General features: G+C 61.1%; 12 protein-coding genes and 1 riboswitch. Of the genes, 6 read left to right on the forward strand and 6 right to left on the reverse strand.

The genetic code is table 11. The annotated features are described in order from the left end of the window. Positions 1–22: 22 nt before the first annotated feature. The 4 genes from AC1DN0_RS09720 to AC1DN0_RS09735 all read right to left on the reverse strand — a co-directional run bounded on the left by AC1DN0_RS09720 (position 23) and on the right by AC1DN0_RS09735 (position 5,206). Positions 23–1,207: a M20 aminoacylase family protein gene (locus tag AC1DN0_RS09720; RefSeq protein WP_441629754.1), complete on the reverse strand. Its 1,185-nt coding sequence runs from the start codon at positions 1,205–1,207 to the stop codon at positions 23–25. A 70-nt stretch (positions 1,208–1,277) separates the two neighbouring features. Next, entirely contained in the window at positions 1,278–2,585 is a 1,308-nt protein-coding gene (locus tag AC1DN0_RS09725) for an MFS transporter (protein WP_441629755.1), read from the reverse strand. A gap of 284 nt (positions 2,586–2,869) precedes the next feature. Continuing rightward, on the reverse strand, positions 2,870–3,793 hold the full coding sequence (locus AC1DN0_RS09730; RefSeq protein WP_441629756.1) for a LysR substrate-binding domain-containing protein: 924 nt from the start codon (positions 3,791–3,793) through the stop codon (positions 2,870–2,872). Positions 3,794–3,883: 90 nt separating this feature from the next. Then, positions 3,884–5,206 carry a D-amino acid dehydrogenase gene (locus AC1DN0_RS09735; protein WP_441629757.1) on the reverse strand — a complete coding sequence of 441 codons (1,323 nt, stop codon included), beginning with the start codon at positions 5,204–5,206 and terminating at the stop codon, positions 3,884–3,886. 48 nt (positions 5,207–5,254) lie between these two features. Next, a riboswitch (glycine riboswitch) is annotated at positions 5,255–5,381 on the reverse strand. Between the two features lie 784 nt (positions 5,382–6,165). On the opposite strand from AC1DN0_RS09735, the gene zorA reads away from it, so the two are divergent. From zorA to AC1DN0_RS09755, 4 genes are all read left to right on the forward strand, one after another. Next, positions 6,166–8,169, forward strand: coding sequence for an anti-phage ZorAB system protein ZorA (gene zorA / locus AC1DN0_RS09740; RefSeq protein WP_441629758.1), 2,004 nt, complete (start codon positions 6,166–6,168; stop codon positions 8,167–8,169). A gap of 1 nt (position 8,170) precedes the next feature. Further along, the gene (locus tag AC1DN0_RS09745) at positions 8,171–8,878 is read left to right on the forward strand and encodes an OmpA/MotB family protein (RefSeq protein ID WP_441629759.1); all 708 of its coding nucleotides are present in this window, start codon (positions 8,171–8,173) and stop codon (positions 8,876–8,878) included. Beyond that, a complete protein-coding gene (locus AC1DN0_RS09750; protein WP_477145681.1) occupies positions 8,872–10,407 on the forward strand; it encodes an EH signature domain-containing protein in 1,536 nt (511 codons plus the stop codon). The genes AC1DN0_RS09745 and AC1DN0_RS09750 overlap by 7 nt, the downstream gene beginning before the upstream one ends. Positions 10,408–10,542: 135 nt before the next feature. Further along, positions 10,543–14,412, forward strand: a complete 3,870-nt coding sequence (locus AC1DN0_RS09755; protein ID WP_441629761.1) for an SNF2-related protein — start codon at positions 10,543–10,545, stop codon at positions 14,410–14,412. 242 nt (positions 14,413–14,654) lie between these two features. On the opposite strand, the gene AC1DN0_RS09760 is transcribed toward AC1DN0_RS09755, so the two are convergent. Beyond that, on the reverse strand, positions 14,655–16,664 hold the full coding sequence (locus AC1DN0_RS09760) for a hypothetical protein (protein ID WP_477145682.1): 2,010 nt from the start codon (positions 16,662–16,664) through the stop codon (positions 14,655–14,657). A 394-nt stretch (positions 16,665–17,058) separates the two neighbouring features. Further along, positions 17,059–17,319, reverse strand: a complete 261-nt coding sequence (locus AC1DN0_RS09765) for a helix-turn-helix domain-containing protein (RefSeq protein ID WP_477144447.1) — start codon at positions 17,317–17,319, stop codon at positions 17,059–17,061. Positions 17,320–17,976: 657 nt separating this feature from the next. Here AC1DN0_RS09765 and AC1DN0_RS09770 point away from each other — a divergent pair. After that, positions 17,977–18,474, forward strand: a complete 498-nt coding sequence (locus AC1DN0_RS09770; protein WP_441629764.1) for an HAD domain-containing protein — start codon at positions 17,977–17,979, stop codon at positions 18,472–18,474. Continuing rightward, positions 18,461–20,233: a metallophosphoesterase family protein gene (locus AC1DN0_RS09775; protein WP_441629765.1), complete on the forward strand. Its 1,773-nt coding sequence runs from the start codon at positions 18,461–18,463 to the stop codon at positions 20,231–20,233. Before AC1DN0_RS09770 ends, AC1DN0_RS09775 begins: the two co-directional genes overlap by 14 nt. Positions 20,234–20,320: the final 87 nt, after the last annotated feature.

The following is a 20,320-nucleotide window of genomic DNA, read 5'->3' on the forward strand; positions in this document are numbered from 1 at the left end:
AGGGTTCCCGGCGCTCCGGCGCTCAGGCCCGCAGATACCCCTCCGCCAGCGCGACCCAACACGCCGCGCCAAGCGGAATCAACTGGTCGTTGAAGTCGTAGCCGTCGTTGTGGATCGAGCAGCCGACCCACTCGCCGGTGCCATTGCCCAGCGCGAAGTAGCAGCCCGGCATCTTCTCCAGCATCCATGCGAAATCCTCGCTGCCCATCTGCATCGATGGCGGCACCTGGATGACCTTGTCGCTGCCAAGCACGCTGGCCACGGCCTGCCGCGCGATGGCGGTGGCTTCCACGGTATTGCAGATCGCGGGCGCGAGGCGCTCGTAGGCGATGTCCACCGCCACGCCACAGGAGGCGGCCTGGTGCGTCACCACCTCGCGGATGCGGTTTTCCAGCAGGTCGCGTACCTCAGGCACGGTGGCCCGCACGCTCAGCTTCAGCGTCGCGGTCTCCGGGATGATGTTGTAGGTGCTGCCGGCTTCCATCTGGCCCACGCTGATCACGCCGGCATCGACCGGCGCCACGTTGCGCGCCACGATGCCCTGCAGCGCTACCACGGTAGCCGCCAGCGCCAGCGTGGGATCGGCGGCGCGGTGGGGCATGGCGCCATGCCCGCCTTTGCCGCGGAAGGTGATCGTGGCGCGGTCCGACGAGCCGCCCATCGGGCCGCTCTGTACCACCGCCATGCCCACCGGCAGGCCCGGCGCATTGTGGAAGGCGTAGATCGCATCGCAGGGGAAACGCTCGAACAGGCCGTCGTTCATCATGGCGAGCGCGCCGGTCATGCCTTCCTCGTCCGGCTGGAAGATCAGGTTGAGCGTGCCGTCGAAGTTGCGCGTGGCGGCCAGGTATTCGGCGGCCGCCAGCAGCGTGGCGGTATGGCCGTCGTGGCCGCAGGCGTGCATGCGGCCGGGCACCTGGCTGGCATAGGGCAGGCCGGTGCGCTCCTGCAGCGGCAGCGCGTCCATGTCGGCACGGATGCCGATGCTGCGCGTGCCGTTGCCCACCTTCAATTGCGCCACCAGCCCATGGCCGCCGACGGTGTGCACGTCGTAGCCCCACTCGCGCAGCAGGGCGGCGGCCATCCCGGCGGTGCGCGGCACGTCGGCGCCAAGCTCGGGATGCGCGTGGATGCGGTGCCGCAGTTCGGCGAAGCGCGCGGTGGATTCGTTCAGGGCGGACGGGACATTGCCTGGAGTCTGGGTCATGACAGTACGATCCTGGATGTGCTGTGGAATCGGGAAAGAGGGAAAGAGGGGAAGACGATCCTGGCGCGCGTCAGTCGCGGCCCGGGTGGCTGGGGAACAGCGCCAGCGCGCTCAGGCTGATGCAGGCGGAGGCAAACAGGTACCAGGCCGGCGCCATGTTGCTGCCGCTGGCGGCGATCAGCCAGGTGACGATCAGCGGGGCGAAGCCGCCGAACACGGTCACGCCAAGGCTGTACATTACCGACATACCGGTGGCGCGATGGTGGCGCGGCAGCGCCTCCATCATCAGTGCGGCGCCGGCGCCGCTGCTGACCGACATCAGCGCCACGGCGCCGCCGATCAGCGCCATGGTGAGCGGCAGCTCCGGCCCCGACGAGAGCAGCATGAAGTTGGGGTACACCAGCGCCAGCGATGCCAGCCCGCCGGCAAACAGCAGCGGCTTGCGGTGGGGCAGCCGGTCGGCCAGCAGGCCGGACAAGGGCGCCACCACCAGCATGGCGAGGCCGGCCATGCACGCCGCCAGGAACGCGGTGACGGGCGGCATGTGCAGCGTGTTCACCAGGTAGGTGGGCATGTAGAACACCATGATGTACATCGACGAAGTCGAGCCGGTCATCAGCAGCATGCCCAGCAGCAGCGTGCGGCCATGCTCGCGGAACACCGCGCCGATGCCGCCGTGCTGCCCGCCTTCATGCGTTTCCTGCAGATGGCGGCGGATATACATGCCCACGGGCGCGATCAGCAGGCCTAGCAGGAACGGCAGGCGCCAGCCCCAGTCATGCATGGCTTCCGGGCTGAGCAGGGCCGATACCGCAGCACCTGTCAGCGCGCCCAGCAGCGCGGCGCCGCCTTGGGTGGCGGCCTGCCAGCTAACCAGGAAGCAGCGGTTGCGCTTGCTTGCCGACTCCAGCAGCAACGCGGATGCCGCGCCGACCTCGCCGCCCGCCGACAAGCCTTGCAGCAAGCGGCCGAGCACAACCAGCACGGTCGCCGTCACGCCGATGCTGGCGTGGGTAGGCGTGAACGCGATCAGCGCCGTGCCTGCGGTCATCAGTGCAATGGTGAGCGTGAGCGCGGTCTTGCGGCCGCGCCGGTCGGCAAGGCCACCGATCAGCACCGCGCCGAGCGGACGCATCACGAAACCGGCGCCAAACGTGGCAAAGGACAGCAACAGCGAAGCCAGCGGGCTGCTCGACGGAAAGAACAACTTTCCGATGGTGGCGGCGAAGAAGCTGTAGACGGTGAAGTCGTAGATCTCCAGCCCGTTTCCGATCGCGGCGGCGACGATGGCGCGGCGCGAATGCGGGCGGGCCGCGGTAGGGGCGGCGGTGGATGCCGTGCCGGCGGGGCTGGATAGCGCGGTAGGCGCGTGGGTCATGCTTTCCTCCTCGGGTGGGATTGGCTCGGGACGGCTGCGGCGCGGCGCCGTCTCTACTGGTGTGCTGGCATGGTAAGAGCGAGGCGCCGGATAAGCACTTCGCTTTTTTTCATGGGTATGAGGATCGGGAATAGGCGGGGATAGGCGGAAATGGGCGGGAACAAGCGGGCATGGGCGCCAGCCATCGGGAATGGCGGGCGATGCTCAAAGGGGGGAGGGGTGCCGCGCAAGCCGGCGGGGGGCAGCTTACGCGCGTCCATGCAACGGCGCAGGCGCAGGCCAGTTCAGGGGGCGGCCGCGCCGCCCGGGGCCGGGGAGTTGCCGGAAAGCGCTTCCAGCATGGCGTCGTGCAGGCGAGCCGCGGCCCAGGTCAGTACGTGCCGGTCGCGCGTGACCAGGGAGATGGCGCGCTCGGGCACCGGCTCTTCCACCTCGATGAAGTCCATATTGTCCGTGACGAACTTGCTGCCGCGCGATTCGCTGGAAAGCAGGATCAGGGTATCCGCCTTCCAGCACAGTTCCAGCGCCAGTCCCATGGAAGTGCACTCGATCACGCGCGCGGGGGGCGCCAGGCCATTGCCCGCGAACAATTGGTGAAAGGGCGAACTGGTGTCGGAGAGCGGGTCCAGCACCAGCCAGTCTGCCTGCTGCAGCAAGCGCACCGAGCGGGCCGCGCGCAGCGGGTGCCCGCGCCGCCCGGCAATGATGGTCGGCAGGCGGCAGGCCTGGGTGCAATCCAGCCCGCGGTCTGCCGGCAGCAACTGGGAGGTCACGGCAAAGTCCATGGTGCCCTCGCGCAGGTGCTCCAGCAACTGCGTCGGCCGCATCTCCTGCACGCGCAGGCGCGCGTTGGGAAACTCGCGCCGGAAGGTGCTCAGGCAGGCCGCCATCGGCCGCATCACCGCCGTGACCGGCGTCACGCCAACCGTGATCTCGCTGACCACGCTGCCCATCATGTCTTCCAGGTCCTCGCGCGCGCGCCGCACGTTCTCGCTGATCAGCCGGGCATGCGTGACCAGCCGCTGGCCATGGGGGGTAAGGCGCACGCCCTTGCTCGAACGCACGAACAAGGTGGCGCCTACGCTGCTCTCCAGTTCCTTGATGGCCTTGCTCAGCGCGGGCTGCGTCAGGTGAAGGATGCGGGAGGCTTCCTGGATGCTGCCGGTGTCGGCGATGGCGGCCAGGGCGCGCAGCTGGTTAAGCTTCATGGGGAGCCTGCGGAGTCGTGGACGCACATGTTAAAGGCAAAGCGCCCGGCGCAGGTGGCCGGGCGCGGTAACGAACGCCGCAGTTCGCGCTCAGTGTGCCGTCACGCCGGCCGGGCTTGCCGCCGCGGCAAGCGCGCGTGGGCCCTTGTGCGCCGGCAGCTCGCCGCTGAAGGCAAAGTCCACTTCCGGCACATAACCGCTGATGATGTCGGCAATGGCGCGGCCCGAGCCGCAGCCGTGCGTCCAGCCCAGCGTGCCGTGGCCGGTGTTGAGGTAGAGGCCGTCGATCCCGCTGGCACCGATATACGGCACGTTGCCCGGCGTGGCCGGGCGCAGGCCCGTCCAGAAGCGCGCCAGTTCAGGACGGCTCATGTCCGGGAACACGTCCAGCGTGCGTTTGACGATGGCGTCGCAGCGCACCGGGTTCAGGTCCATCGCATAGCCATTGAGCTCGGCGGTGCCCGCTACGCGCAGGCGGTCGCCAAAGCGCGAGAACACCAGCTTGTACTCGTCGTCGGTCAGGCTCACGCTGGGCGCGCGCGCGGGGTCGAGTACCGGCAGCGTCACCGAGTAGCCCTTGGCCGGATAGATATCCAGCTTCACCCCCAGCGGGCGCGCCAGCATCGGGCTGAAGCTGCCCAGCGCAAGCACATAGGCATCGGCGCTTTCGATCTGGTAGCCGCCGGTTTCATCGGCGATCTCCACGCCGCGCATCCTGCCGCCATCGGCATGCAGGCGCTGCACCCGCACGCCGTAGCGGAAGCGCACGCCAAGCGCCTCGCACTTGGCCGCCAGCTCGGTGGTGAAGCGGTGCACGTCGCCGGATTCGTCCTCGCTGGTATAGGTGGCGCCAGCCAGGCGCGGCGCGATATTGGACAGCGCCGGTTCCAGGCGTACGACTTCGTCGGGCCCGATCACGCGGCGCTCGCAGCCCAGTTCGCGCATGATGCGCGCCGGCTCGATGGCCGCGTCGAATTCCTTCTGGCTGGTGTAGAAATGCAGGATGCCGCGCGTCAGGTGGTCATACTCGATGCCGGTTTCCTCGCGCAGGGCCTGCAGGCTGGCGCGGCTGTATGTGCCCAGGTTGAGCAACTGGATCATATTGTGGGTGGAGCGCTTAGCCGTGCACTCGCGCAGGAACTTCAGTCCCCACGACCATTGCGCCGGGTCGGCGCGCAGGCGGAACAGCAGGGGCGCATCCTCCCGGCCCAGCCAGCGCAGCATCTTCAGCGGCGCGGCCGGGTTGGCCCACGGCTCGGCATGGCTGACCGAGATCTGGCCGCCGTTGCCAAAACTGGTTTCCCGGGCGGCGCCCGCGTTGCGCTCCAGCACCACCACCTCATGCCCGGCCTTGGCCAGGTACCACGCAGAAGCGACGCCGATCACGCCGGCTCCCATCACGATGACTTTCATTCTTCAGGCTCCGGACAGCAAAAAGGGGCAGACAGGCCATCTGGCCTGTCTGCCCCCACTGTCCTTTTGCCTGAGAGATTCGCCGCACCCACCACGGGTGCCGGCTTGCCCCTTCGGCGGCCGCATGCCGCGCCACGCTTGGTGGTCCGGTCCGGCGCTCTCCAGTTTTATCGGTTTCCAGTCTTCTGCACCTGAGCGTTTCAGGGGTACGCCTTCGGTAGAGGGGGTAATCCGGTGGTAGCCAGACCGCCTCATTCTCCTGGAAGCCGCACCATAGCACGCGTGGCAGGGAGACTGCAAGGGCAGTATAGGGGCCCGGCAGCGGCGGCGCCAGCCCGCCGCGGGGCCGCGCGCTGTAGCAGCGTTCTGTAGCAGTCCGGCCGGCCCAATTTGGGAGCCGGCGCAGCGGTGACGGGCGTCCGGCGCTCGTCACCGCGCGTTGCCACACCCGGGCCAGCGAGGGTTTGGTGATGCGGTTCGTCGCAACGGCGGGGGCGCTCTCGAGTCAGTGTGCCGTCATGGCCAGCATGGGGTCCCGCCGGGTGCACCGCGACGAGGCGAGCGTGGGCTCGTCGCGCCGTCTGGCGGAGCGGCCTACCGGCACGGGTCGCGGCGTTCGTTCACGGTGCGTACACGGTCGATACGTGCCAGCGCTGCCGCCCATCTGTGTGCGCGGAAACACACTGCGCTTCCGGTTACACATTGTAACCTTTGGTAACACGTGATGTAATGTGTATTGTAAAACGCCATACACATTCCGTTATGAGTTCAGAGAAATCTGTCGGCATCAGCTTCCGCGTGACGCCTCACTTCAAAGCCCTCCTTGAGGCAGCCGCACAGCGGGAGAAGCGCAGCCTCACCAATATGCTCGAGGTGGTACTGGCCGACTACTGTCAGCGCCATGGCATCGGCGGGGAGTCTTCAACTCGCCAAGAAACGACGGCAGTGGGGAGGGGGCGATGAGTGGACTGCAGACGTTTCTGGCGGGCATCAGCCCCACCTTGGGCCAGTTGGGCGGCTTACCCCTCGGCGTCTTTGTGCTGGTTGTCCTGCTGACCGGAGCGTTTCTGGTCGGCTACGGGATACGTGGCATACCCTTGTGGTGGCGCCTGCGCGCATCCGTCCGCCGCATCGAACTGTTGCGCAAGGCTGGCAGCAGCGTCCGTCCTGATGACCTTGCCGATATTTTTCGCTGGGCGCCTGTCAAGCATTTGTGGGCGGAGTACAGCCACACGCTTCATGAGTTGAAGAAGGCGTCGAACGGGGAGTTGAGCGTGGTGGAGGTGCGAGCCACGGTGCCGGCAGAAGCGTTCTTCACCCGGGAAGTGCTTGTGGACAGTCGCCTGTTCGACGATTTCACGCGCCATCTGCCGGGTGTTCTTACTGGGCTCGGCATCATCGGCACCTTTGCGGGCCTATTGGATGGGCTGGGGAAATTTGACCCCTCTTCCACTGCCGCCGCCGTGTCGGGGCTGAAGCCGTTGATGGCGGGGGTGCAGCACGCCTTTGTGGCGTCCGCTGCTGCAATCGGTTGCGCGATGGGCGTGACCTTCGCCAGCAGGCTTGTCCTGGCCTGCCTCTACCAGTTGGTCGAGCGTCTGAACCAGGCTATCGATGCGTTGTATGAGACGGGGGCGGGGGAAGAATATCTGTCTCGGCTGGTGCAATCGTCCGAGCGCAATGAGGCACATACCGCGCAGCTTAAGGATGCGTTGGTCGAAGACATGACCAAGTTGATGAACAACCTGGTCGACCGTCAAATTCAGGCTCAGCAGGAAGCTTCCCGACTGCTGGGCGACCGTATCGGAGAGACCATCTCCGGGTCTCTGGCTGCGCCGATTCAACGGATGACGGACGCGATGGAGCAGACCCACCGCGGCAACGGCGAAGCGGTCACGGGGATGTTGGAGACCATGCTGTCCGGGTTTATGGCGAAGCTGGAGGATACATTCGGCGGCCAGATGCGCGGCATCAATGAGCAAATGCAGCGGTCCATGGACGCAATGACTGCCGTCCAGTCATCGCTTCAAAGCCTTTTGTCGGATATTAAGACCACCAATGAACACGCCGCCAGCCAGATGAGTGGCACGCTGGAAGAGGCGATGAAGAAGGCGGCTGATAATCAGCAGGTTCTCACGGACCAGATGCGGCAGTTTGTCCAGGAGTTCCGGAGCCTGGTCAGCGATGAGCAGGAAAAGTCGAAGCGCGCGATGGATGACGCGGTCATGAAGGTGCTGGGGGAGGTTGCCGCCGGCATGGAGCGCATGGAGGGCTTCCGCAAGGCGGCCGCAGCCGAGGAGACGAGTCGCAATCAACAGCTGAGTGACCAGACCAACCAGCTCGTCGGGGGGCTCACAACGCAGGTGGATGGTCTGCTCAAGTCCGTCGCCGACCAGGTCACCAAGACGCAACACAATATTGATGCCCTGGGCAACGTATCCTTGCGCGCTATCGACGGCATGAATCAGGGCGCCTTGACCCTGAGTGCCGCAGCCCAGCGTTTTGAGTCTGCAGGAAGTGCGGTAAGTGGCGTGTTTGACCGGTCGACACGGGTGTCGGAGCAGCTGACGTCGGCAGCAAACACGCTGCAGGTGGCGGCAGTGGCGGTCCAGCGTGGATTTGACCAGTACGACTCCACGCGCAGGACCGTCGACGCGCAGGTGGCATCGCTGACCGGCCTAATCGAAGCGGCGAAGAAGGAGGCGGGCGTCTCTAAGGACCTGGTCGAGAGCATTAAGGCCAGCGTGGAAGCGTTGCGGCGAGCCGAGTCCGATAGCCGTACGCATCTGGATAGCGTCAATGATGCCCTTCTGAAGGCGTTCCATGAGTTTGGCATTCAGCTGGTCGGTTCCGTCAAGCAGACCATCGCAGAGACTGACCGTCACCTCTCGCAGGGGACGGGGCACTTGAATGGCGTCGTGCAGGAACTGGCGACCGCAGTTCATCGTATGAGGAAGACGTGAGATGCTCGGCCGGGTAATTCTCAAGCGTGGCGCCAAGGCGGAGGGCGAAAGTCCGTTCTGGATTTCGTTCTCCGACCTGATGACGGCACTCATGACGCTGTTTCTGGTGGTGATGGCGGTGACCCTTGTCGCCGTCACCAAGAACCTGACGGCTGAAGAGGAAGCGAAGATTCAGCGCGAGAAGGATATTCGCGGCGTGATGGCGCAAATCAAGCGAGACTCTGCCCAGAAGAATGTCAACGTCGACGAGTCGACCTACCGTATTGACTTGGGCGACGTCGTACGGTTCGAGAGTGGCGACTACTCCATCAAGCCGGACGCTGCACGCTTCTTGCGTGACTATATTCCAGTGCTATTGAACGCCAAGTCGACCCCGGAAGGGCAGCGATGGATGCGTCGGGTGGTCGTGGAAGGGTTCACGGACCAGGATGGCACGTACCTCTATAACCTTGGCCTGAGTCTCAATCGTAGCCGAAGCGTGGTATGTATGCTGTTTGCTCGCCCCGCGACGGGCGAACGCATTTTGACGGCGTCTCAGCTCCGGCAAGTCCAGGACCTCTTTCTGGTCGGCGGTTATTCCTTCAATTCCATTCGCCAGGACAAGGCGGCCAGCCGCCGCGTGGAGCTAAAGATTGAGTTCTGGGGGGTAGACGAAAAGGGGCCGCCGGCGAACGCGCTCACCAACACCAAGGAGTTCGGACAGTGCTAGCCACGGTGGCGCTAGAGCGCCTGAGGTTCGGGTTGGCCGATGCGCTGGCCTCGATGGACATCTCGGGAGGCAAATTCGGCTTCCCCGAGTATGTCAAACAACAAGCCGCCGAGTCGGAGAAGTTGTTTCAGGGATACAGCCAAGGGGAACGGAACCGAGAGGATGCCTATGCGGCCGCCCGAGCCCTCGTTCGCGGTCAAACGCTCAATGCGTGGCAGCGCGACCTCGCGGCGTCGGCCCTGGCGGAGCCGATTCGTGAGTTGTCGGGCGTCGTGGCGCTTGGCTGTAAGCACTTCCCTGCGCTCCTGGCCTCCTATGAGGTCGAGGCGCAAAACGGCGAGCTGTGGCGGCTTACCTGGCATGGCCTGCTGAGCTCATATTTTTCCTTTGACCCCAGCGCTAGCGTGTCGGATGCGGCGAAGGCCGGCTGGCAACAACTTCGCCTTTTCCTCGAACGGAGCTGGCCCGTCATTGACAGGGGGACGGGCAGCTCGCAGGTTCCCGATTGGGTGGCCGTGCTCCGGAGCGAGTCACAGGTATTGACCGACAAGCCGGCAGACAAATACGCACGTAGCTACCTGATGGGCGACACCGGGCCGGTCGAGAGAATTGCTGCCGACCTCGGCATCCCCCCTTCAAGCTGGTTTTGGCACGCCTTGGTATTGGGGGTCGTTCGCCAAGCCACCGCAACCACGGATGCGGAGTTCAGGCAGCGGATTCCGAGATTGCTGCAGCTGATTCACGATAAGCCGGTGTTTCGGGATGAAGCGGTCGAGTTGATTCTTGTTCGTTACCATGCGTGCAAGGGCGCTTCCCAAGACGAGYGTCTGCGCGACTTTGTGGTGCAACCCTCGGTCTGGAAGAATCCCAAACTGAAATCGGCAGGGATTGCCACGGCCTGGAATCGCGTGCCTGAGCCCGTCTGGCGGATGGTCTTGGGCTGGGTCAACGAGCGCAATCTCAAGGATTTCTTTGACATTCTGGCTGCGCGTAACAAGGCCGATGAAGGGCGACTAGCCTTCTGGTCCAAATACATGAAGCAGATTGACTGGACGCGACTAGTCTTCAGTGCAGACACCATGGCGCTCAAGTCAAGTAATGCTGGAGTTCGCGACCTGATTGCACGGGAAGAGGGCTCCTACGCCAGGTTCACGGGCAAGCAGGATGTTGATGCGTTCATGATGCAGATTGGCTCATTTCTTATTATCGAGTTCAGCAAGAAGCCAAACGCGTGTTACGTGTATGAGGCCACGTCACTCCCGTTCGAGCCCTATAGTCACCACTATGATGGCGGGACAGAAGACTTGGCGGCAGGGTATCGCGAGGGGTGTGCGGCGCGAATTGTGCATACCCCGGGCTGGCAGCCCCGTGCGGACGACAAATTGAGAACCATTGGCATCCGGCCCGATGCGCCAGCAAGCCAACCGCATGCCACCGCTGCATCGTCGAGTCGAAGCGCAGGCGCTTCCTCCTCGCGAGGGACACAGACCGCTAGCACTCGTCAGCCGATTCCCGGGGGCACGGATTGATGACAGACGGAGTACAAATGGTGGGCGGCTGTGGGTGAATGACGACCTGCAGAATGCCCAGCTCGCTGCCGGACTCAAGGCGTTTGGCTTCCGGTGGGCGAATAAGAGCCAAGCCTGGTATTTTCCGGAGAGTTGATGGGACTGTTCGATTTCTTCAAGCGCACCTCAGGCTCGACACCTGATAGGCCGGTACTCAATACAACGTGGACCCAGGATGGCGTCAATGTTGTGTTCGCGAAGCCGCTTGACGAGCCAACCTTGGAGGCGTTGCTGGCTGCGGTTGACCGAGCGGGCCCCGGCGAGTCAGTTCTCGCGGCCTATTTGGCTCAGTTGATAGCCGAGGAGCAGTGCAGCCTCGACATCAATGGCGTGCAGATTGGGTGGGAGGCCGCCTATGGGCTGCTGCGCTCCGCGGAGCATCAAGGCGCGATTCAACTGTTAGGGCTGCCGCCAATTGGTCCGCTGCGACCCATTCTGGGTTGTACCGGGACACTCTCGGAGCCGGAATTCGAGATTGTGGTGACCGGATGGGCCGATGGGAGTCGCGGCGTGAAGCCCAACCGCGTCGAAGGCGCCGTCGTAGAAATTGGCGATGTACCACAGCTACTGTCAGCGGACGCGTGGGCTACGGTCGCCGAGGTCGATGCCTTTCGACGGCGACCGGGCGACAAACGGAATCAGCACGACAATGAGCTCGCGTGGGGTCGTATCCGGGGATGCGCGGACAAGGCCGGCGCGCTTTACGCGACACCTTACCTCGAAACCACTTACGTGCTGACGCCACAGACACTACGGCTCCCATTGGCCAAATCGGAAACGCCGTTTGGCCGTGTGCTGACGGTAGCGCCGACGTTCGATGGCGCCCCCGACGGGTGGCTGAATGCCTTCGATGGGTTCAATGGGGTGCAACCCCATTATGACCTGACCCGAGGTGCCGGACGGGTGCGCGTGGTTGTCGCGGACCCGGTACGCCAGGTGCTGGAGGTCATCAAACGCGAGATGCCGGGAAGACGCGTGGCCGGCGCCAAAGCAGAGAAATTCATACATAACCCTTGGGCTTACCTTGGTGAAAGTGCCCATGAAGTCCTGAACGAGGACGACTTCGAACTCGACCGGGCAGGGGCCGGTGCGCTGGCCGCGGTATTTGGCATTGTGGGCCGCATCGAGGACGCGCGTTTGAATTCCGTGGACCTCTGCGTGACGGAGCATTTTGCCGGGGGCGCGGCCCGTACCGAGCGGCAGTCATTTGCCACGCCAGATGAGCTCGACGCGTTTAACGCAGCACTGCGTGCAGCCCTCGAGCACGACCGCGAGCGTTTCGCCTGGGAGGAGTATGACCTCACCGTCGATGCGGAATCGACGCTTCAGTTGGAGCAAGGTCAACAGTTGGCGCACCTGTGGCGCACGCAGCCGGCCGAGCAGATATCGTTCGACGACGTCTACGAACTGGACGGGTACAGCAGCCGCATCGAGGGGATTGGGGAAGCCAAGCCCATTTACGTGCCAGTCTTCCAGGCGCCGTCGAACAAGCGTGAGGGGGAGGACGGTTGGACGCCTTCGGACCTGACCCCCATGGTCCGTGTGACGTTGCAAGGCCACGAGGGGGATGTCGTCATCCCGCTGAGCAAGCAATGGGTCGAAGGGTTTGACGTGCAGGTAGGCGAAGCCGAAAAGGATGGGCAGGCTTCGGTGCGCAATCCCGACCTCCCGACCGCTGTCGCGACCGCGCAGGCCAGAACGTTGGTCGAGAGTTTCAAGAGCATGCTTGGGGCTCAGGAGAGAGTCAAAGGAGAGGCTGCCACCGGCGCCAAAGAGACGCGCGGTGCGCGGCAGACCCTGCTGGTTAAGACCAATTTTCATGGTGTTGACTACGTTGAGGTGCGCAAGGCCTCCCTGGCACTTCCGGCGGACGCCGAGGCGCAACTCCCGCGCTCAATGCGACCCACAGTTGGATTGAAGCAACATCAAAGGAAAGGCGTGGCCTGGTTCCAGCACCTTGTGTCGAAGGCGCCTCACGAGTGCCGCGGGGCCCTTCTGGCGGATGATATGGGCTTGGGAAAGACGCTGCAGCTCCTGTCCCTGCTTGGCTGGTATTACGAACAGCGACCTCAGTCTGCGCCGTCGGTCATCTTTGCCCCCAAGAGCCTCCTGGAAAATTGGGCGAATGAGGCGGCAAAGTTCTTCACGCCGTCATTCCCCGAGGTGCTGGTGCTGTATGGGGAGGCACTAAAGGCAAGGCGGCAACCGCTAGGTCTCATCGATGTTCAGCTCCAACAACAGGGCATTGTTGAGTTGCTGAAGCCAAACTGGGCGGGGTCCGCAAAGGTTATTGTCACCACGTATGAGGTGCTGACCTCGTATGAGTTTTCGTTCGCGAAACAGCCGTTTGCAATGGTCATTTGCGACGAGGCGCAACGTATCAAGACGCCGGGGACCCGGGTCACCTTGGCCGCGAAGAAGCTGAAGGCTGATTTCCGCATCGCGTGTACCGGCACGCCGGTGGAGAACTCCCTCGCGGATTTGTGGTGCCTATTCGACTTCGTTCAGCCCGGCCTCCTGGGGGCGCTGGAGGAGTTCGGCAAGACCTATCGCCGCCCGATTGAGTGCAAGACGGAGGATGAGGCACAGGCTCTCGGGTATCTCCAATCCACGATTGCGCCGCAGACGCTCCGACGAACCAAGGCCGATATTGCGGACGAACTCCCGCGTAAGTTCTTTGCGAAGAAGGCGGCGACAGGAACGGAAGTGGAGTTCAAATCGACTCTTGAAGAGCACGAGCGTCTTGATATAGGCATGTCTGAGCATCAACGCATCCTCTACAAGGGGGGGCTGAAGAAGCTGCAGGATGCGACCCAGGAATCGGATGGACGCAAGCGAGCAAGGCTCTCCTTCGGTGCACTTCATCTCATGAAAGCCGTTTGCGCCGAACCCTATTGTCTGCCTGGGACGAAGTTCCTGATGGATAAGAGCGGTCGTGATGCGCACCTGGGGAACTCGCCCAAGCTGCGTTGGTTGCTCGAGCGGTTGGAAGGCGTCCGGCGGGCCGGCGAGAAGGCAATCGTCTTTACCGAGCTACGCGAAGTTCAAGCGGCCCTGTTCTATTTCCTGCGTGAATCCTTTGGCATCAAGCCCATCACCATTAATGGTGATTCACAGGGGAGACAGGCCTTGCTCAACAAGTTTGCGCAGACCGGGGGGTTCGACGTCATCATTCTTTCGACTTTGGCGGCGGGGGCCGGCCTGAATGTCACTGCCGCTAACCATGTATTCCACTTCACCCGGGCGTGGAATCCAGCGAAGGAGTCGCAGGCGACCGACCGCGCTTTCCGTATCGGGCAAGAGCGTGATGTCTTCGTGTATTGCCCGACGGTCGTGGCGGATGACTTTGACACATTCGAAGTTCGCCTTGACCAACTGCTGAAGCGGAAAGCGGGACTCGCGGGTTCCACGCTAGACCAGGGGGAACTGGTGACCATGTTGAACGGCACCGGCGGAGATGCGACCTTTAGCGAGCTCGTAAGCAGTGCCGGGGAAGGCGCCGCTGTGCCAAAGCGCTACCTCACCATGGACGATGTCGACCGGATGGACGGTTTCAGCTTTGAGGTCTTATGTTGTTTGCTCTGGGGGAAATCTGGATATCAGTCAGTAGTCACACCGAAGCGGCGTGGTGACGGTGGTATCGACGTCGTAGCCTTGCGAGGGCGTGAAGGGGTGCTCCTTCAATGCAAGAGTTCTATCAACGACCAGGTCGGATGGGATGCCATCAAAGAGGTAACAGCGGGCGCCGCCAAATACCAAGCGCAATATGCGGGCACAAAATTCCGCAAGATAGCCGTTACCAATCAGGCATTTACCAGCGGTGCGGTCAGCCAAGCCGAAGCCAACCACGTTGAACTGGTTACCCGGCAACGGCTGGCAGAGCTACTCGGTGCCAATCCGGTGACGAACTTTGAGTTCGACGAGTGTCTGATGGCATGGTCGCCGATTGTGGCGGAGGCAGCTTAATGCCGAGAAGCAGTGAGGCATGGAGAAGAACTTGGTAGACTGGGCAGGGACTCTTTACCCGTATTGTTGCGAGTACCGTCGGCAGAGGCTAGGCTCTGGGGGGAGAATTGGGGGCGCAGAGACGCCRCCCCCAGCTTTTCACCTATTTCGATTGAGATGCACCACCGGAGGACAAGCCGCAGGCCCCGATTGATGCCTGCGGAACATAGGGGCGAGCATTCGTACGTTGTGCAAAGCGTCTCCTAGGTGGTGATGGCTTGTAGATGCGCTTCGTAGCGCCCGAATGAATCGTCCTGTCTCAAGTGCGCGTACACCGCTAGCACGGTCTCGAGCTTGTCATGCAGCAATTGAGCAACGGTGGGGTAATCATGAGGGTGCTTGCACAGGTAATCCGTGGCGACAAGGTGACGCACGGCGTGGGGGCCGAAGCCGGGGCAATGCGGAATCAGTCGGCGAGTTAGCTTCAAGACTTGCTGGTTAAGTCCTTCCCATTTTTCTGAGGTCTGACTACTCGGGAATACCCACGCAGCGAGAGGCTGTTTGTGCAGCAACCGGGGTCGGAATTCGTCCAGGTAATCGACAATGCGGTTGGCCATTGCGCGCGGCAACGGAGCATCGTAGTTCTTGTGTGCTGCACCCTTTTCATTTTTGAAATCTGCAGCGATGAACCGCAACCGCCATTGACCATCCTGTCGGCGATATAGGTTGCCGGACTGGTCATCCCGGTACTGCATCAGCATAAAATTGCGTGCTCGCAGCGGGTTGGCGAGGAGCATCGAAAGCAGTAGTGCGTCGCGCTTAAATACGCTCTCCTGGCGGCTGCCAGATGGAGCCGCGTCAGCGGCTTGGTCTAGGGCTTCGATGGCGCGTAGAACTGGCGCCAATGGCTCTTGCAGCATCATTAGACCGCGCAGCGGGTCCTGGGGGTCGCGAGATACTTGTGTGGCCGATTTTTTCCAAACACCGCACAGCTTAAAAGTCTGTTCGCACATTGTTTCCCACTGACGCCCCGCCTGAGCGACAGTGACCTTGCAAGCGAATGCCGGTTGCTGTGCCAGATAGCCGGTGCGTGGATGGGTCAGACAAGCGACAAGTGCTGCGAATTGGCTTTGGYCCCAATGGATGAGCCCGTCGGACCGTGACGTCATAAACTCTAAATACGCATCGACGGCTTCTGGTACTGCCAACCAGGCAAGTGACTGTGCCTCGGCGGATGCCAGGCCCCACCCACCCGTGGAGGTGGGTAGCGCGAGAAATCCGAAGAATGCGCGTAGTCGCCCCAGCGTCATCGCGGCCGCAGGAGACCCTTGTCCATGGTGATAGGCCAGTTGAGGTAAGCTGGCACCAATCTTGGTTGCTGGAAGTAGGCGCCATACGCCCCTGCCCGAGCGCTCGATTTTTGGGAACTTAGTAACTTTGTAGTCAAAGAGCGCCGTCCATTCCGACACAAAGTCCGAAGTCATCGTATCGAAGCGCGAGAGATAAGGATTTTTTGTATTGCGCCGTTGACGTTCGCGAAAGGCAATGCTTGGGGTAGTTGCAGTTGATTGACCCGCATCAGCTGTGCGCAGTTCGGCGACGGCGCCGCAAAGACGGTCCGGCTCCAGTCCCAACGCTTGCTCGAGTCGTCGCACGGATGGCAACGCTCGGATGTTCGGAACGGCCCCCTTTAGCCAGCGGTGAATCGCCGATACGGATGTGCCGCAACGCTTGGCGATACTCGTAGGCGATTCGTGTATAGCCGCGACCGCTAGGCGGAGCGTTTGATGAAAGCCGGATGGAGGCGTTTCGGCTGCCGTGGCTGCCGTGGCAGTCGAGGCCATGGTGTGTTCAGCCTCCAGCATGTTGAAACTGTCCCGCCAAGCGCGCAAATGACTTCTGCGGTCGGCTTTCGTATGAGCGCTTAGTTGCAGCGAATCCCCATATGACGTCAGGTGCGCATCGAACTGTGTGCGCAATTCTCGACCGATACGACTAYCGGCTGATTTCCCTAAGGACGTCAGAAACGAGTGCAGGGTGGAGAGGTGATTGCGATAGGTCTGGGTGGTGGCGTCGGGACCTTCCGTGTCTGAGGGGGTGCGGGGGTGCAGGCGGCGACGGTGAAAAGTGATTAAATCAGCATACGTATAGGTCATCGTGGTACCGTTTGAGGCGCACGAGTATCGTCGAATCTTTCCTATACATACGTTATGACGCAGATGCTTGCGATAACGTGATAATCCTAACGTATTGATTTCTATGTGAAATTTCATGATATCGCCTAYCTTTTGCTTGGGAAGCAGGTGCTCGACGATTCGTTATGTCTCCTGAGTTGACGACACCCGTGGCAAGTTGGGGTGTCATATCTAGCGCAGCTGTTTACAAATCAGCTGCTCTACGATTCGTTATGTGTCCTGAGATGGTTGACGACACCCGTAGCAAGTTGGGATGCCATATGTAGTGCAGCCGTTTATATGTCTGGTGCGAAGCATCCAGTTGCCCGTGGAGCGCGGGCGGAATTTCGCGACCTCCTCCCGGACTGTGTCGCAAGCCAGCGCCGTTGGCCGCTAGCGCCTGCACCTGCTTCCCTGAACCGAAAGGCTTCGTTGCTAGAAAGCAACGTTGGCTGTCTATTGGGAGCGAATCCGAGTCGGTGGACAGACAGTACTAGTCGTGGGGCTTGTTCTGCGCAGCTGGTACGGGTGCGAGAACGTCTACGACGTCGACTCCAAGCGCCACGGCAAATGACACAAGGTTGTCGAGTGACACATTGACCAATAGGCGCTCGACTTGGCTCACGTACGTGCGATGCAATCCCGCACGGTCGCCCAGGTCTTCCTGCGACATGCTTTTCTCTTTCCTTAACCGTTTTAGATTCTCTGACAGTCGCTTGCGGGCTGTCTGCTGTGCTTGGGTCAGTTCGGGCATACGCACCGGAGCATGGCCTAATGAAGCACATGAATCTACAGTGTATGAATCTACAGAGTTTACATCTACAGAGTTTAAATCTACACTGCGGTCCTTTATGAGCGACTCCGTCCCCCCAAGGGGTACCGAATCTTCTTGGCGGAGTGGAGTTTCAGCATTCGCCCATCCTATGGATTGGGGCGACTGAAGCTAAGAAGTTCAAACAGAACAAACAGGACAGAAAGTGAGAAGTGCAAGTGTTACCTATGCCCCTGCGACAACGCGAGCAGTGCTCGCCCGCTTTGGCGTTTCACTCGAGGCGAGCGTTAGTAAGGAGCGTATCAAGTTGTCGCCGCACGAGCTTCCAGGGGAGGTCGAGTGGCGGGTGGATTTACTACATTGGTACGTACAGAAGCTCGTGTTCGACTTGATTTGGCTCCCAATGGAAGAACAGCCCGCATATCTAGGGCGGTTGCAGGATGTGCTGGTTACTGATTGCCAACTTCATCATCTGGAGGCCCAGTTGGTGGCGGAACTCGCCGATTCCAGTCTGAAAAGCTTGGAGGGCCGGCTAAGGCAAAATGCACAGGGTCAACGGCGTCTCCTCGAGCGCATGCACACCTCATGGGACGTTCTCCAGGACCGATACACGAGTCTCGTATTGTCCTCCGTACGCAGATGACCCCGAAGCGCAGAGTCCTATTTCTAGACTTTGATGGCGTTCTGCATCCGGTGTCTTCGCTCACCGGATTCGCCATGCGCATGTCGCTGCGTGATGCAATCAAGCATGGGCGGCTCTTTCGGTGGACGTGGGTGCTTGAAGAGATTCTCGAAGAGACGGACGTGAGCATCGTCGTTTCTAGCTCCTGGCGCTTTCTTCTTTCGAGGACTCAAATATTTGAGTATCTCGGTCCGCTAGCACGAAGGTATTGCGGGGTGACTAATATCGAGATGTCCCGGTGGCAGGGAATTCAGTATGCTGTAAATCAGATTGGACTGAACGATGACGATTGGCTTGTCCTAGACGACCATGCAAGTCAATTTCCTTACCCGCTGCCCCGGCAGCTCGTACTCTGCAATCCGGAGAGCGGTGTGTGGGAGCCACGCGTGCGTGAGCGTGTACGCGCGTGGTCTGTCGGCAAACAGCCAGGAGTTGAGCAGAGTGATGACGAGTGAAAGGCAATTGAGAAGTGATGCGCAAGCGGATGTCGATGACGTGGCGTCATGGTCTCTGGTCTGGGGCGAGCGACCTCCACGTCTTCACGTGCTCTCCGATGTTCATCTTGAAACGGGGCCGTATCAGATTCCGCATGGACTTGAATTCGACATCTTGGTGGCAGCCGGGGACATCGGGCCTGTCGAACTGGCGGTCCCGTGGCTCGCTGGACTAGGAGTGCCGATTGTCTACGTGCTCGGCAACCACGAAGCGTGGGACCGCGATATCGGCTCGATTGTGGAAGCAGCGCGTAATCTGGCGCGCGGCACGGATGTACACGTGTTGGAGCAAGAATCCGTAGTCATCGGCGGTGTGCGTTTTCTCGGTGCGACCCTGTGGACAGATTTTGGTGAATGGCATCCCGCGTTGGTGCAGTCAGCGGCAACGCATATGCAAGACTATCGCTACATAAGCGCGACGGAGTGGTATCAGCAAAGTGGGAATGCGGACGCTGTTCGTGGTCTGCTCACCTCGGCCGAATTGCCAGGCCTTGAACCCAAAGGGTCCACTGAAGGAACTATTGCATTCTCACCGGCAATCGCTTACTGCATTCACAAGAAGACAGTTGCATGGTTGGAGGATGAGCTATCAGAGTCATTTTCGGGGCCAACTATTGTTGTCACCCACCACGCGCCTAGCCGACGATGCTTATCTAGTTTCGGGGTTGACGAAGGTGTATTGAATCCGAGCAATTGGTCCGATATGCGGCATCATCCGGACTTCGTTCGGGTGGGTGCGTACGCAAGCGCTCTCGAGCCCTTACTTGCAGAGCATAGGACGAAGATTGCGGCATGGGTACACGGTCATCTTCACATGCATGCCGACCTTCTGGTGGAAGGCGTGCGCGTAACGTCGAACGCTCGCGGTTATGCTCTCGGCGTAATCACAGAAAGGGACATTACCGAGGCTCGCTGGCTGGGTCTCCGACTGACGCGCAAGGATGTTGAGCAGAGCGAGTTGCGATACAGAAATAACCCGTTTTTGGGGGATGGGAAAGACTTTGACCCAAGCTTTGTGCTCGACCTGTCAACAGGTTTTCACGCCCCGCTTACGTCTGCGCTTGAGGAAGTCGTCGCCGAAGTGGAAGCGATTATCTCTGATTGCAAGAAGCTGCTTCCATATATCAATATCGAGCTTGATGTACCCCGTTACGCAGTCCGCCGAGCTTTTGCGGACAATATTCATCGAGCCGAAATAGTGCTGGATAAGGTCGCATCCGGCCCGGCTCTGGCGCTAGACAAACATGCTGGAAAGACTCTAAGCATTATTGAGACGCCGCCGCACCTACCAGCGCTTGCTTCATTCAACAACGGACATGTTGAGCCATCAGCAGAGAAAATGTATGCCAGAGTGCTAGCAAACTTGGAGAGCTGGCGTCTGTGGCTTATGGATATTCCAAGCGCAGCTTCAGTTGCGCAGAAGCGTTGGTGTCAAGTCGCGCTGTCGGCCCTGACCTGGTGTCAAGGACGCGGAACTGTAGCTGACTTGCTGCGTCCGAAATGGAGAGGGGCATTTGAACTCGCAGAGTGTCAGCATATAACACTGGTAACTGATGAGCCGGACGAGTCCGATATGTATCTCGCCTTAGACAAATACTTGGTAGATAGTGGCTACAGAGGTTTCGTGCCCATGATTGAAGCCAGGGACGCACTAAACGCTGCAGATAGAAATCGCCTTCTCACCGGTTCCGACTTGCGGGCAATCTGCGGCGACATTTGATGGGCGTTCATGGGGACAGAGTCGGCGATGCGGAGCTTGCCTGGAACTTCTAGGCTCCGTACAACAAGAATTCCCAGCGTAGCAAGG

This window comes from Cupriavidus sp. 05N39, from assembly GCF_056397325.1.

Coding starts and splice junctions, on each gene's coding strand:
- AC1DN0_RS09735 (WP_441629757.1), bottom strand. CDS start 5,206: ATGAAAGTCATCGTGATGGGAGCCGGCGTGATCGGCGTCGCTTCTGCG.
- AC1DN0_RS09765 (WP_477144447.1), bottom strand. CDS start 17,319: ATGCCCGAACTGACCCAAGCACAGCAGACAGCCCGCAAGCGACTGTCA.
- AC1DN0_RS09770 (WP_441629764.1), top strand. CDS start 17,977: ATGACCCCGAAGCGCAGAGTCCTATTTCTAGACTTTGATGGCGTTCTG.
- AC1DN0_RS09720 (WP_441629754.1), bottom strand. CDS start 1,207: ATGACCCAGACTCCAGGCAATGTCCCGTCCGCCCTGAACGAATCCACC.
- AC1DN0_RS09730 (WP_441629756.1), bottom strand. CDS start 3,793: ATGAAGCTTAACCAGCTGCGCGCCCTGGCCGCCATCGCCGACACCGGC.
- AC1DN0_RS09755 (WP_441629761.1), top strand. CDS start 10,543: ATGGGACTGTTCGATTTCTTCAAGCGCACCTCAGGCTCGACACCTGAT.
- AC1DN0_RS09725 (WP_441629755.1), bottom strand. CDS start 2,585: ATGACCCACGCGCCTACCGCGCTATCCAGCCCCGCCGGCACGGCATCC.
- AC1DN0_RS09745 (WP_441629759.1), top strand. CDS start 8,171: ATGCTCGGCCGGGTAATTCTCAAGCGTGGCGCCAAGGCGGAGGGCGAA.
- zorA (WP_441629758.1), top strand. CDS start 6,166: ATGAGTGGACTGCAGACGTTTCTGGCGGGCATCAGCCCCACCTTGGGC.